The sequence below is a fragment of the Rhizobium leguminosarum bv. trifolii WSM2297 genome (assembly GCF_000271845.1).
In genome coordinates, this window is record NZ_JH719393.1 from 1,558,880 (window position 1) to 1,572,146 (window position 13,267).

Here is a 13,267-nt window from a genome sequence, read left to right on the forward strand (position 1 = left end):
AACGGTACAAACAGACCAATCTACCGTGCATTTTGCTCATGACACTGACTGTTTGCCGCGTGCCCGTCCGTCCGGCTTGAGCATCGGACATAATGAACCGGATGAGGAAAAGCTCACCTGCTCAGTGCAGTCCGTCGAAGTGCCAATCGACTTTCAGCGAGGACGACGCGTCTGAGCCGACGCTGTGGCAATCTCAGGAAAAGTGATCAAAGTCGATCGGAACTGAAAAGCCCGTTTTGACACGGTCCATGACCACCATCGTCTTGAAGCCTTTTATATCGGGAGTTTCGTAGAAGAACTTGCGGGTAAAGACTTCGTAATCCTCCATGCTTTGAGCAGTGACAATCAGGACGAAGTCCGCGTCTCCCGTTACATAGTAGCCGTTCATAACTTCCGGTGTCTGGCGGATCGATTGCTTGAACCGGTCGACGATGTCGGCCCTTTCCCGCTCGAGCGTGACCAACACAAGCATTGCGATCGGCCGGCCGACGGATTTAGGCTTCACAACCGCAACCTCCGCCTCAATCACACCCGCCTGACGCAGTCGCTTGAGACGGCGCTGCACCGCGGTGGCCGAAAGACCAACCAGCGCGCCGAGTTCCTCGCTGCTGTGACGCCGCTCGGATCAGTGCTGGTCGGGGATGTAAAGTTGATCGGGCGGGCACGCCGTTGGCGCAAGATGCTCAGCGGGGGCATGCGGCAGGCGGGAATAGTTGCGGCGGCCGGGCTGCATGCCCTCGACCACCATGTCCAACGTCTGGCCGAGGATCATGCCAATGCCAAGGCTCTTGCCGACGGATTCGCGGAAATCACAGGACTGACAGCTAAGCCGCCGCAGTCCAACATGGTGTTCGTTGAGCTCGCGCCCGAGCTGGCGACCCGGTTATCCGAGGCGCTGCGTCAGCGCGGGATTGCGGCGAGTTTCTGGCCAGGTGGGCGAATGCGCTGGGTCACCCATCTCGACGTCGATCGTGTCGCCGTTGACGAGGCAATCGCAGCGGTGCGCGAGGTCACCGAAAGACGGGGATGAAGACCCCCGGCGGGTGGAGCAGGGCAATATGCGCGCGCTCGTTCCAGGCTGCTTCGTCCTACGAAAGAAGCAGGCCTCTTCTGAAATCAAAAACGATCCGGGACGGGGACGGGTCCTGCGCAGTGGACCTCCGCTTGCCCCCCGGATCTGCGTCATGGCGTTTGAAACAATTATCAAACTGAAGCCGAGAAGTGGCTCATCATGTGGCGTACGAGCGCGTCCAAAAGGCCGCGTGACGATCGTTTGCGTCGACCGAGAGGCTGCTTTAGCAGGCGTTCTCCCTTTAGCCAGATTCGAGACATCAGGCGTTTCGCTGTTTTTGTTGATCGCAACGCCGCGATTTCAGCAGATCGAAAATTATCCGCGACCAATTTGATCTATATTGACACCAATCGTCAAACCAATTCTATATTGATCGCACAACGATCCTAATTGGTAGCGAATGGTGCTGAACGTGAAAACAACTCCGACACTTGAAACCACCCGTGTTACCGCTTCGCAGACGGCTGCTGTGGTATGCGAAGCTCCAACCCAACTTTTCATCGGCGGTGAATGGGTCTCGGCAAAAGGCGGCCGGACCTTTGACGTCAGCGATCCCTCGACTGCAGATGCAATCGCTACGGTTTGTGACGGCGACATACAGGATGCCCTGGCGGCCGTCGATGCGGCAGAAAAGGCAGCTGCTGCCTGGAAAGCAACGTCGCCGCGCCGCCGCTCGGATGTTCTGATGAAGTGTTTTCACCTTCTTCTCGAACAAGCAGAGTGGCTGGCACAGCTGATCACGACGGAAAATGGCAAGGCGCTTCCCGACGCGAGATCGGAAGTCGCCTACGCGGCCGAGTTCTTCCGTTGGTATGCAGAGGAAGCTGTAAGGGCTTCCGGGGAATTTGGATCAGCACCTTCCGGCGCAAACCGGATCATCGTGAGCCATGAGCCTATTGGTATCGCTGTATTGGTAACGCCTTGGAACTTCCCGGCGGCAATGGCGACGCGAAAAATTGCTCCCGCGTTGGCTGCGGGTTGCACCTGCATACTGAAACCCGCAGCCGAGACGCCTCTGACGGCGCTGGCGATCGGTGAACTTATGCGGCAGGCAGGTGTTCCCGCTGGAGTGGTCAACATCGTTACCACCAAGAAAGCAGGACCTGTGGTCAGCGCAATGCTGCATGACAAGCGGGTACGGAAGCTGTCGTTCACCGGCTCGACAGGGGTTGGCAGGATCCTGCTGCGCGAGGCCGCGGACCAGGTCGTCAGCTGTTCAATGGAACTGGGTGGCAATGCGCCGTTCATTGTATTCGATGATGCCGATCTGGAGATGGCTGTCGCCGGCGCAATGGTCGCCAAGATGCGTAATGGCGGTGAGGCCTGCACGGCTGCGAACCGCTTCTACGTCCAAAAAAGTATTTCGGCCGACTTCACGCGGCGCTTCGCGGAGGAGATGGCGGCGCTCAATGTCGGACCAGGTCTGGCGCCGGATACGCAGCTTGGCCCGCTGATCACTGGGGCCGCGGTGGCCAAGGTGGAGCGGTTGGTAGACGACGCGATCGCCAAGGGAGCCCGTCTGGTTACCGGTGGTAGCAGACTGAGCGGCGAGGGTTTCTATTATCTGCCAACCGTTTTGGCCGATATCTCTCCCGACGCCGAGATACTTCGCGAAGAAATCTTCGGTCCGGTCGCGCCAATCATCGTGTTTGATACTGAAGACGAGGTCGTCGAGTTGGCCAATGATAGCGAATACGGACTGGTATCCTATGTCTTTAGCCGGGATCTCAAGCGCGCGCTCGCAGTCGCGGGCAGGCTGGAAAGCGGCATGGTCGGAATTAACCGCGGTGTCGTCTCCGACGCGGCCGCACCGTTCGGCGGCATGAAACAGAGCGGCCTCGGACGCGAAGGCAGCCATCACGGCATGCTCGAATACCTCGAAACGAAATACATCGCCGCCACTTGGTAGCTGCGCTGCGATCGTAGCGTTGTTCCGCGATAGCATCTCGTGGCGACGGCGGATCGATTTGAATCATCCGGAGATGACGCGGATGGCTCCAGCCAGAATAGGAGAGATAAATGTCCCTGCTGAAAACCATCGACCCGAATCCATCGTTCGAGCCGAAGCATAAAACTGCCGAGCCGGACCGCCTTATTGCGGGCAGCCCCGCTTTCAAGACGTGGCTGCAGGACACCGCCAAGGACGGCAAAGTCAATACCGGCGTATTCGAGGCGACGCCTGGCGAAACGCACTCCATCAAGGGCGAAACGTTTGAATTTTGCCATCTCGTGCATGGTGTGATCGAATTGACCGAGAAGGGTAAGGAGCCGGTCGTTTATCGCGCGGGCGACAGCTTCGTGATGAAGCCCGGCTATGTCGGGGTCTGGAAGACAATCGAGACGGTGCGGAAAATCTTCGTCACCGTCACCTGATCATTCGTGCAATGCCGTTAGGTGCATTGCTCTTGAATTTCAGACCGGGAACCGGACCGATCGGGCAGGCAAGCCCTTCGATAACCTCCATCCCGAAATTGGATAGGCGGTTTATCCGCAAATGATGCCGTCTGCCAAACCTGATGCGCTTGCTGCTGATGCCCCTACATAGGCTGGCGGGTCGCTGCTTCAATACGTCACCTGAGGATCGGAAAAAACCACCGTTGATTTTTCCAAGGTGAACTTAAAGACCAGAGAAATGGATCAGCCGATGCAAACGGAAACGTCCACTCTCGCGCCTTTCGAGGCTCACCATCTGGATGGTGCTCTGGCGCTGTCGCGTGCAGCGGGCTGGGCGCACAGGAGAGAAGACTGGGAAATGATATGGTCTCTGAGCGAGGGATACGTTGCCCTTGCGGGCGACCGGGTTGTGGGTACCGCGCTGATGACTCCCTTCGGCGACACCTGCTCAGCCATCAACATGATTATTGTCGACGAAAGCCAGCGGGGCCGGGGACTGGGAAGAAAATTGACCACCGCCGTATTGGAACTCGCCGGTGATCGGGAATGCCGTCTGACGGCGACGAATGACGGCCTGCCGCTTTACGAAAAGCTGGGGTTCGTCGCAACGCATCAAAACCTCCGCTATCAGGGTATTGCCGGGCGGGTCGATGCTCCTGAAAATGTTGAGTGGATCGGGCCCGATGCGCTGCCGGCAATCAAAGCGCTCGACCGTGTGGCGTTCGGCGCCGACCGCGACGCGCTACACCACGTCCTGGCGAAGGAGGGGAGGTTCGCTGCCATCCGCAACGGTGACCGTATCGTCGCATTCGCAGCGATACGGCTGTTCGGCAAGGGCGAAGTCGTCGGGCCGGTCGTTGCGGAGAGCCTCGAACAGGCGAGGGATTTGCTGACCTTCATTCTCTCCGGCAAGGAAGGTTGTTTCGTACGGATTGACATTCCTGAAAAGAGCGACCTCCCGTCCCTTCTCGAAGAGTGGGGGCTCCCTCGTGATGGTGGGGTCGTTGCGATGGTTCGGGGTGCTGCAGGCCAATCTAAAACGCCGGCCGTTCAAACTTTCTGCCTGGCGAGCCAAGCTATTGGCTGACGTGAAGGTCTGAAGTGCGAGGCAATTTCGCGCTGAACACATCTGAGTGTCTCTGGGCGAGATAGTCGGGTTATCAACGAACCCTCCAGAAGAGGCTTTCATGGAGATGATTTCATTGGCTTTGTCGTAGCCGCCTTTAAGTCGATTTCCCTACGAGGCGACGGGGACCTAACCCAGATTTCGGGTTGTTCCCGATCACGGAGGCCCTGTAAGCCTCTTCCACGGCGCAGATGGCTTCGTACCGATCAGCCGCCTTGCCTCATCCTTCTTAGGCAGCAGTGTTTTCCTGAATGACTTCTCTCATGGCTCCACAGAAGCATCGGCCCAGCGTGCACAGCAATCACCATAGTGGCGAACGGGAGAATAGTGGTTGCATTCGCTCCGGCCTGCAGGAGGTTGTTCTGTTCGCATTGAAGCTTTGGCCGAAAGGTTCGGCCGGCGAGTTCAGGCATCCGCGTATAGGCTCCGTCACGTTCGGCACAAGATGCGGCACAGGCGGCAAAGCTTGGGGGGAACGCATGGTGCATGTCCGTAGGTCGGGAGGAACTGCCGTCTTGTGCGGGTTACCTTGATCCTCGAAGACATAGGCCGGAACTGTTCATGACCAATCAAGCGATCCTTTTCGAGAAGATGACACCAAAGCATCTGGACAGTGCATTGGAACTGTCCCGCCAGGTCCAATGGCCGCATCGGCGCGAGGATTGGGAAATGGTTCAATCAATCAGCCTGGGAATCGCCGCACGCCAAGAGGATCGCCTCGTCGCGACCATCATGATGACGCCCTATGGCGAGGACGCGGCCACCATCAATATGGTCATCGTCGATGCCGCAATGCGCGGCCGCGGCCTCGGCCGGAAGATGTTGGAAAAGGCGCTTGCCGAAGCGGGAGCCCGGACCTGCTATCTTGTGGCGACGCAGGAAGGGCTTCCGCTCTACGAGAAGGTGGGTTTCGCTGCGACCGGCGAGACGGTGCAGCACCAGGGCGAGCCGTTGCAGGTTGATGCGCCGGCCCATGTGAAATGGATCGAGAGCGGTGATTATGCCCGCGTGGTGGCGCTGGATCGCGCGGCAAGCGGCCATAACCGTTCGGCACTGATGGAGATTCTGCTCGAGCGGGCGAGGTTTGCTGTCATTCCCGACAATGGCGAGATCCAGGCCTTCGCGGCAATCCGGTCGTTCGGCCATGGGCTTGTCATCGGACCGGTGGTAGCGAGGAACGATTCCGAAGCCAAGACCCTGATCGACTTCCTGCTCGCCCATCACCAGGGCAGGTTTGTTCGTATCGACTCGGATGTCTCCACGAATCTTTCAGGATGGCTCACCGAGCGCGGCCTCAACAACGTCGGCCGTGGGATTAGGATGCGACGCCCCGGACCAGACCGCAAACAAAGCGAGCCCACGCATCACTGCACCTACGCGTTGGTCAGTCAGGCACTCGGTTGATCCTGTGGGGAAAAGGGAATCGCGTGTCAAACCCGAGGGTGCAATCTGATACCTCCGCCCGCCCCGCCACTGGGGGTCCCCAGCCTCAGGCAGCACCAAATTGCCAAAAGCGGGACGGCCAGAGGAGGAGGAAAGATGCCGCTGTCCCCCACAGTATAGGCGAGCGCTACGAGCGCTGGCCGGATCTCGGTCGCGACTTTGGCGTTCCCCACTCTGCTATGTTGTCATTGGCTACAGTATCCCTTCTCCAGCACGGCACTCCTTGTCGCAACATCCCCGCTTCCGCCGCTTTGAAACGGCGTGTGCATCTATTCTGGAGCCCGCCGGTTCGTCGCGTCTGATCAATCTACCAGCACGAGATGCCGGCTGCTCATCAAAGCCCGACGGGCGCCACACCGCCCGCACCGCCTTCTTCAATGCAGTTACTGCTGGAACAGGCTTGCCAGCGGCAAATGCCCTTTGATCAGGGGCGATTTCAGCACAACGAAGCTAAAGTACTTGTCAATGCCGATTTCCGAATCGATGAGCTGCTCCATGAGCGTCTGGTACTCTCCGATTCCAGCGGTGACGAATTTTACGAGATAATCGTAGCCTCCCGAAACCAGATGACACTCGATGACCTGATCGACCTTCTCGATAGCAGTAAGAAATCTCGCGAAGTCGAATTGACGGTGGCTCTTGAGCGTGATTTCGGTGAACACCGTCAACGTCTGGCCCAGTTTTCCTATATTGACCCGGGCGGAATAGCCCTCGATATAGCATTCCGCCTGCAGCTTTTGCACTCGCCGCAGGCAAGGACCTGGCGAGAGATTGACCATTTCCGAAAGCTCGACATTCGTCATTCGGCCATTCGTCTGCAATGCGTTCAGTATCCTGACGTCAATCCGATCAAGTTTCATTGGCTAACTCCCGCTGATGAGAATGGCGCGGATGTTGGTGACGTTGGTGAGAGTCGAGCGGTGACCACGAGATCCCCGTTGACCTGAAGCCCGAGCTGTCGAATTCCGCAGGGAGCACCGGTCAGCGTTGATCGAGCAATTTGATCTGGAGATCTTCCCAGTGCTCCTGGAACGCGTCCCGCGCCGTATCGTAGTGGCGGCTTCTCAAGCTGTTGATGAGCCGCTCGTGTTCTTCCGCCATTTCTTCGGCAGTGGCGTAGAAATCCTGCCGCTGTGCGAGGAGGAGTTCGATCTCGCCCTCGAGGTCCGAATAGGTCCGCTTCAGCCGAGCGCTACCGCTGGCGGCGATGATCGCGCGGTGGAAGTCGCGGTCCGCAGCAACCAGCAGGGATCTGTCGGAGGATAGAGTCGACCTGTGCATAACGTCGACCGCTTCTAGCGCCTGAGATGGGATGACGCCGGTCAGCACGATCAAACGAATGGCCTCGCCCTCAATGGCGCCGCGGACGCGCGTGATATCGACAATATCGTCCGGCCCGAATTCGGGCACCACAAAGCCTCGGTTCGGTATCTGACGCAGCAGGCCCTGGGTGACGAGTACCTGGGCTGCTGTACGGAATGTGTGCCGCGAGGTCGAATGCTCTTCACACATCTTCACGTCGCGGAGGAACTCGCCCGGTCGGAAATCTCCCGACAAGATGCGCCGTCGCAAGGCGTGGGTCAGGATTTCCACCGCGCTAGCGGGCAAGGGCTCGACCTGCATCTCTAGATCTTCGGCGTGATTCTTGGCGGGCAGCGGCGGCATGGCTTCGGCTTTTTCGTGATTATGCTCGTATACCTACGCCACATGCGGCGGCGTAGGGCAAGAGAGATGATATTGCGCTTCCTGGCCGCATGGTGGCGGGTCCTAGATCTGCACTGACCGAAGCGCCTCATCGACGCCCTCGAGCAGACGCGCCGCGTTGGCCGATGTGAAGATGAGCGGGGGCCTGATCTTCAGGATATGCGCGTCCGCTCCCGTCGCGGAAATGAGGATGCGCCGGTCGCGCAAGGCATTGACGGCTGCAAGCGCACGGTCCATGTCCGGCGTTTTGCGGTCTCTGTCCTTGACGAGTTCGACCGCGAAATAGAGGCCGGCCCCACGAACATCGCCGACAAATTCATATTTCTTCTGTAGGTCCCGGAGGCCGTCGAGGATTTCGCCGCCGACCTTGACGGCGTTGTCTAACAGGCCGTCTTCGAGGATCGTGTCGAGCACGGCCCTTGCCGCGGCGATAGCAACGGAGTTGCCGCCAAACGTGTTGAAGTAGCGCATGCTGGATCCGAATTCGGCGACGAGTTCGGGCCGCAGCACTACGCCGGCAACGGGATAGCCGTTGCCCATGGGTTTGCCCATGGTTACGATATCCGGATCGACCTTGTGACGGCGGTGACCCCAAAGGTGGGTGCCGGTCCGCCCGAATCCGGATTGCACCTCATCGGCAATGAACAGGCCGCCCGCCTTGCGCACCACTTCCGCCACCGGCGCCAATACGTCCGTGGGATCAACGTAAAGACCATCGGAAGAGAAGACGGAATCGGCGATGAAGGCCGCTAGGCCGCCGCCATGCCGCTCCATGTCGGCAATCTGCCGCGCGACATCCTCCGCCATCTGCCGGCCGATTTCCTCGACGGGCAGGCGATAGGAATCCGGCGCCGCGACCGTGCGAAGATAGGGATCCAGAGCCGACTTCTTGCCGAGCGACGGCGAGATTGCCGCCACCGCGCCGCTGTTGCCGTGATAGGCTTCGGCCGTGACGATGACGCCGGTCTTGCGTGTGTGGTAACGCGCGATACGCAAGGCGAGATCGTTGGCTTCCGAGCCCGTGCATGTGAACATCGCGCATCCGGTCCGGCCGAGTTCGCCACCGAACGTACTGATCAGGGCTTCGGCATAGTCCAGCAGCGGCTCCTGCATGTAACGCGTGTGGGTACAGAGTACCTCGAGCTGCTTCTGGATCGCCTCGACGACGCGCGGATGAGAGTGACCCAGCGATACCACGTTGTTGTAGGCATCGAGATATTCGTTGCCGTGCTTGTCATAGAGGAAGACGCCCTTGGCACGGGCGATCTCAACCGGCGACTTGTAGAAGAGCCGATAAGCGGGCCCGAGCAGCCTTTGCCGCCTGGCGACATGCGCCAGATCTTCACTTGTGAGATGAGACGTGTCCTGAGGGTTGAAGCCATTTGGCATGTCGCCACGGAAGCCCTTGGGCAGGGTAGTCGTATGTTTGGACATTGCGGTTCCTATCGTGTCAGAAGATCGGAAATCTGTGCGATCGAAATCGAGTGGAACCACTCGAGGTGGGCCCAGCCGGCTTCGGTGTTGCGCAGGATATAGCGGCTATTCTCGGGGAAGATCTCGGCGCGCCAGCACGTCAGCAACGCACGAACCGCAAGACGGCCCATCGACAGGAAGGGGATGAGCCGAAGCTCCTCGTCCGTCAGTTCGGCATGGCGGAGATAACCGCGCAGAACGTCACGCGGTTCGTCGAACAGGTCACGCCGGTTCCCATGGTCGAAGGTTTTTGGCATTTGGTTCATCAACGCCGTGGAGACGTCGACGGCGATAGCGGTTCGGACCGCATCGCCGAAGTCGATGACGCCGGTCAGGAACTGCGGGCTAGCGTGATCGACGACCAGGTTCGACGTATTGAAGTCGTTGTGGAGTACTTGCCGCCGGCACAGATCAAGCTTCGGCTTGACTTCGGCAAACCGCTCGAGCGCGCGGACGGTCCAAGCCCGCTTGCCGCCCCCAGGGATGAAGCTCAACAGATCGGTGAGGTCGAGCAGATTGGTGACGTCCCACGCCACCGCCCGGCCGTCTGCGGGATGCGAGAAATCGGCCATGGAATGACGCAGCTTTGCCAGGATTTCGCCGATCCGTTCGCGCTGTGGAGCTGTGCAAGATGTCCGATCGAGCGGGGTGCCGGCAAGGAAGGTAATGAGCCGCACCACTCGCCGCTCGCCGGCACTCGTAGTGACGATGGGCAAATCCGCCCCGTCGACGTCGCGAAGTGTGCGGGGGATGGGCAGATCAGGGGCCCGCTGCTCGAGATGACGCATCAGCGCAACTTGGAAATCGAGCTCCTCGATCCGCTCAGAAGGATGAGCGATCTTCAGCACAAATTTCCCCTGGGCCGCGCAGTCGAGGAGGAACGTGTCGTCCTTTTCTGTTTCAAAGCGCGTTGCCGAGCCGCGCGTGCCGTATAGCCGCTCGGCGATTTCTTCGGCTTCCGCAGTGCCCACGGGATGGCACGCCTCGGAAAGCTCAGGGACGCGGGCTGGCCCGCACTGATGCTTGTGACCCATCTTCAAACTCATTCAAATCCTGCCTCGGAATGGGCAGTTCGATGACCTCAGTATCTCATACTTCCATTTTTGTACAACAATTTATTTCGTTTACGGAGATGACCGAGCTTTTCCGCCGGATGACGAAAAGGCAAGATCCTCTGGTCGTTCTAGACAAAATCAAAAATAAATAGAATATTTTCAATGGCATGTCAGACGCGTAGTTGCCGATTGAGTGGCGACGCATATAAGTCACCAGAGAATTGCATGACGATAGATCCAGCAAATTGTTGGACAATATGTTGCCATCGTCACAAAGTTATGTCAGTGTGCTCTCACTGGTCAAAATGCAGCAAAGAAGTTGGAGTGATCCGCTTGGGTGGATTGGGCCGGCATCAAAAAAGCAGAGGAAATGACCAGTCGGATTCGCAAAGATACCTGCGCCGCTGCCGCATTATCGGAACCGCGACCTCTTTAGACAGGCGGCATGCCGCTACGATGATCCTGGATAGGCACACCGTGCCATGAAAAATTGGAAGGAATATACGCGATGACTCAATTTCGACCGAAGTACGTGACCTTCGACTGCTACGGCACGCTCACGAATTTCGATATGGCCGGCGCTGCGCGACGCGTCTACGGCGAGCGGCTCTCCCCCGAAGCGATGGCCGCCTTCGTCGAGGCTTTCAGGGGCTATCGCCTTGACGAGGTGGTAGGGCCATGGAAACCTTTCCTCGAAGTGGTGCACAATTCGATCGAACGCAGTTGCAAACGCATCGGCATCCCGTTCAAACCCGAAGACGCGCAGCGCATCTATGACGAGGTGCCAACCTGGGGTCCGCACCCGGACGTCCCGGCTGGCCTGTCCAGGGTGGCCAAGGAAATTCCGCTGGTCATCCTGTCGAACTCCATGAACAGCCTGATCATGTCGAACGTGGAAAAACTGGGCGCGCCCATCCACATGGTAATCACGGCAGAAGAAGTCGGGGCATATAAACCTCTGATGAAGGGTTTCGAATACATGCTCGACAAGCTCGGCTGCGGACCGGAAGACATTACTCATGTGTCCTCATCCTTCCGCTACGACCTGATGACTGCCTATGACCTGGGCATCAAGAGCAAGGTCTGGGTCAACCGCGGCCATGAGCCGGCCAACCCGTTTTACGAATATACCGAGATCAAGGACATCGGCGGGCTAGCCGCCGCCGTTGGCCTGGAGCCAGTGCTCAAGCGCGCCTGAAAAGCCAGGGCTCAGGGGCTGTCACGACGTGGAGACCGGGGCGCTCCGTTCGCCCCTTCTCTTTTCGTTCCAAGGAAGCAAGCATGGCTTTGCGGGGTTCCTTTGGCACGCGTGACCTGCTGGGGTCAAAAGACGGTGTGATCCGAGCTTGACGAACGGCACGTCGGACTTGCGACAGCCTTCCACGTTTGATCGGTGAGTTCGAAATTGCACGGTCGGCTGGTCTTTCTTCTGAACACACAATTCGACCCCGCCCGGCCTGTGCTGACGCGGGGATGTCGTCTCACGCGCGATGGCATCTTCAGACCGGTCGATCGCACGCGATCACCCGTGATCGCGTGTACGCTGGATCTCCCATTGCTGTAATCACAGATTCTTGCGCAGGCATCCGAAGCGGCTGCACCACACTTTGACCATTCACTCGCTCGCGAAGCCGGCTATGCCCTTGATCTCGGTAAACTCGTGCAGTCCGAACTTCCCGTATTCCCGACCGTTGCCGGATTGCTTGTAGCCGCCGAAAGGGGCGGCACTGTCCCAGGCGGAGCTGTTGAGGCGAACGCTGCCGGCGCGCAGCCTGCCTGCGAGAGCTCGTGCTTCCTTTGGATCGCCCTGAATGTAGGCAGCCAGGCCGTAGGGCGTATCGTTGGCGATCGCGATCGCTTCATCCTCGCTGTCATAACCGATAATCGACAGCACCGGGCCGAAGATTTCCGCCCGCGCGATCGTCATCTGGTTGGTGACGCGGGCAAACACCGTCGGGCGCACGTAATAGCCCGAATTGAGATGCGAAGGGCGACCAGGGCCGCCGGCGACGAGCTCCGCTCCTTCCGCGATGCCGCGTCCGATCAACGCCTGGATCTTGTCGAACTGGGCGGCGCTTGCGACTGGTCCGAGGTCGGTGCGCGGATCCGAGGGGGAGCCGACGACGAGCGCAGCCGCTTCCCGCGCGGCGATTGAGCTTGCTTCGTCCATTCGCTCCGCAGGCACCAGCATTCGTGTTGGCGCAGTACAGGTTTGGCCGGAATTTCCGAAGCACCGGCGTACGCCGGCAGCGACCGCGGATGAGAAGTCGGCGCTGCGCAGAACGATGTTCGGCGACTTGCCGCCGAGCTCCTGATGCACTCGCTTGACGGTTGGTGCCGCCGCCTGCGCCACGGCAATGCCGGCGCGGGTCGACCCCGGGTGGCTGGCCAGCGCCGTTCCGACCGTAGGTCCGTCGCCGTGAACGAGGTTGAAGACGCCTTTCGGCACGCCGGCTTCATCCATGATCTCGGCGAAGATCACCGCGTTGAACGGAGCGATCTCCGATGGCTTCAATACCATGGTGCATCCCGTGGCGAGCGCCGGAGCGACCTTGCAGGCGATCTGGTTGATCGGCCAGTTCCATGGCGTGATCATTGCGACGACCCCGATCGGCTCGTGGATGATGCAGGTGGTCCCCTGCATGTATTCGAAGGCAAAGGTCTCGAAGGCTTTGATCGTCTGTTCGAAATGGGTAGCGCCGATGCCGGCCTGCTCGGCCCGGGCCATGGCGAGCGGCGCGCCCATTTCCCGCGAGATGATGTCGCCGAGCTCGTGATTGCGGCGCTTCAGGATCGTTACAATGCGCCTCAGCAGTTCGACGCGCTCTTCCTTGGATGTCTGAGAGAAGCCGCGACCGCCCTTTCAGCGTCGGGGGCACTGCCGAGTGCGATCGTACCCATCGGCTCTTCGGTGGAGGGATCGATGACCTCAAGTGTTTTCGACGCGGACGGCTCAACCCATTCACCGCTGATATAGAAGCTGTGGGCGTGTTTCATCGG

10 protein-coding genes and 2 pseudogenes are annotated in these 13,267 nt (G+C 59.2%); 6 read left to right on the forward strand and 6 right to left on the reverse strand.

What is annotated here, in order from left to right:
• Positions 1-193 precede the first annotated feature (193 nt).
• Positions 194-616 (reverse strand): annotated as a pseudogene (locus tag RLEG4DRAFT_RS61570) (Lrp/AsnC family transcriptional regulator); the annotation flags it as partial.
• A 33-nt stretch (positions 617-649) separates the two neighbouring features.
• Between RLEG4DRAFT_RS61570 and RLEG4DRAFT_RS61575 the strand changes: the two are divergent.
• From RLEG4DRAFT_RS61575 to RLEG4DRAFT_RS61595, 5 genes are all read left to right on the forward strand, one after another.
• The gene (locus RLEG4DRAFT_RS61575) at positions 650-1,030 is read left to right on the forward strand and encodes a beta-eliminating lyase-related protein (RefSeq protein ID WP_051040882.1); all 381 of its coding nucleotides are present in this window, start codon (positions 650-652) and stop codon (positions 1,028-1,030) included.
• 442 nt (positions 1,031-1,472) lie between these two features.
• Positions 1,473-2,981 carry an NAD-dependent succinate-semialdehyde dehydrogenase gene (locus tag RLEG4DRAFT_RS61580; RefSeq protein ID WP_003576271.1) on the forward strand — a complete coding sequence of 503 codons (1,509 nt, stop codon included), beginning with the start codon at positions 1,473-1,475 and terminating at the stop codon, positions 2,979-2,981.
• 110 nt (positions 2,982-3,091) lie between these two features.
• Positions 3,092-3,445 (forward strand): cupin domain-containing protein, encoded by a 354-nt coding sequence (locus RLEG4DRAFT_RS61585; RefSeq protein ID WP_003576269.1) that lies wholly within the window; start codon positions 3,092-3,094, stop codon positions 3,443-3,445.
• Positions 3,446-3,716: 271 nt separating this feature from the next.
• Positions 3,717-4,553 carry a GNAT family N-acetyltransferase gene (locus RLEG4DRAFT_RS61590; protein ID WP_003576267.1) on the forward strand — a complete coding sequence of 279 codons (837 nt, stop codon included), beginning with the start codon at positions 3,717-3,719 and terminating at the stop codon, positions 4,551-4,553.
• Positions 4,554-5,153: 600 nt separating this feature from the next.
• Positions 5,154-5,996, forward strand: a complete 843-nt coding sequence (locus tag RLEG4DRAFT_RS61595; protein WP_003576265.1) for a GNAT family N-acetyltransferase — start codon at positions 5,154-5,156, stop codon at positions 5,994-5,996.
• Positions 5,997-6,418: 422 nt separating this feature from the next.
• Here RLEG4DRAFT_RS61595 and RLEG4DRAFT_RS61600 read toward each other — a convergent pair whose 3' ends face one another.
• The 4 genes from RLEG4DRAFT_RS61600 to RLEG4DRAFT_RS61615 all read right to left on the reverse strand — a co-directional run bounded on the left by RLEG4DRAFT_RS61600 (position 6,419) and on the right by RLEG4DRAFT_RS61615 (position 10,258).
• On the reverse strand, positions 6,419-6,895 hold the full coding sequence (locus tag RLEG4DRAFT_RS61600) for an Lrp/AsnC family transcriptional regulator (protein ID WP_003576263.1): 477 nt from the start codon (positions 6,893-6,895) through the stop codon (positions 6,419-6,421).
• Positions 6,896-7,016: 121 nt separating this feature from the next.
• Entirely contained in the window at positions 7,017-7,700 is a 684-nt protein-coding gene (locus tag RLEG4DRAFT_RS61605) for a GntR family transcriptional regulator (RefSeq protein WP_003576261.1), read from the reverse strand.
• A 102-nt stretch (positions 7,701-7,802) separates the two neighbouring features.
• Entirely contained in the window at positions 7,803-9,173 is a 1,371-nt protein-coding gene (locus RLEG4DRAFT_RS61610; protein ID WP_003576259.1) for an aspartate aminotransferase family protein, read from the reverse strand.
• A gap of 8 nt (positions 9,174-9,181) precedes the next feature.
• On the reverse strand, positions 9,182-10,258 hold the full coding sequence (locus RLEG4DRAFT_RS61615) for a phosphotransferase (protein WP_003576257.1): 1,077 nt from the start codon (positions 10,256-10,258) through the stop codon (positions 9,182-9,184).
• A 517-nt stretch (positions 10,259-10,775) separates the two neighbouring features.
• Between RLEG4DRAFT_RS61615 and RLEG4DRAFT_RS61620 the strand changes: the two genes are divergently transcribed.
• Positions 10,776-11,465, forward strand: a complete 690-nt coding sequence (locus tag RLEG4DRAFT_RS61620) for a haloacid dehalogenase type II (protein ID WP_003576255.1) — start codon at positions 10,776-10,778, stop codon at positions 11,463-11,465.
• A 417-nt stretch (positions 11,466-11,882) separates the two neighbouring features.
• Here the strand turns inward: RLEG4DRAFT_RS61620 and RLEG4DRAFT_RS61625 are convergent.
• Positions 11,883-13,264, reverse strand: a pseudogene (locus tag RLEG4DRAFT_RS61625) (aldehyde dehydrogenase family protein).
• Positions 13,265-13,267: the final 3 nt, after the last annotated feature.

Coding starts and splice junctions, on each gene's coding strand:
- RLEG4DRAFT_RS61580 (WP_003576271.1), top strand. CDS start 1,473: ATGGTGCTGAACGTGAAAACAACTCCGACACTTGAAACCACCCGTGTT.
- RLEG4DRAFT_RS61595 (WP_003576265.1), top strand. CDS start 5,154: ATGACCAATCAAGCGATCCTTTTCGAGAAGATGACACCAAAGCATCTG.
- RLEG4DRAFT_RS61605 (WP_003576261.1), bottom strand. CDS start 7,700: ATGCCGCCGCTGCCCGCCAAGAATCACGCCGAAGATCTAGAGATGCAG.
- RLEG4DRAFT_RS61585 (WP_003576269.1), top strand. CDS start 3,092: ATGTCCCTGCTGAAAACCATCGACCCGAATCCATCGTTCGAGCCGAAG.
- RLEG4DRAFT_RS61600 (WP_003576263.1), bottom strand. CDS start 6,895: ATGAAACTTGATCGGATTGACGTCAGGATACTGAACGCATTGCAGACG.
- RLEG4DRAFT_RS61610 (WP_003576259.1), bottom strand. CDS start 9,173: ATGTCCAAACATACGACTACCCTGCCCAAGGGCTTCCGTGGCGACATG.
- RLEG4DRAFT_RS61620 (WP_003576255.1), top strand. CDS start 10,776: ATGACTCAATTTCGACCGAAGTACGTGACCTTCGACTGCTACGGCACG.
- RLEG4DRAFT_RS61615 (WP_003576257.1), bottom strand. CDS start 10,258: ATGAGTTTGAAGATGGGTCACAAGCATCAGTGCGGGCCAGCCCGCGTC.
- RLEG4DRAFT_RS61590 (WP_003576267.1), top strand. CDS start 3,717: ATGCAAACGGAAACGTCCACTCTCGCGCCTTTCGAGGCTCACCATCTG.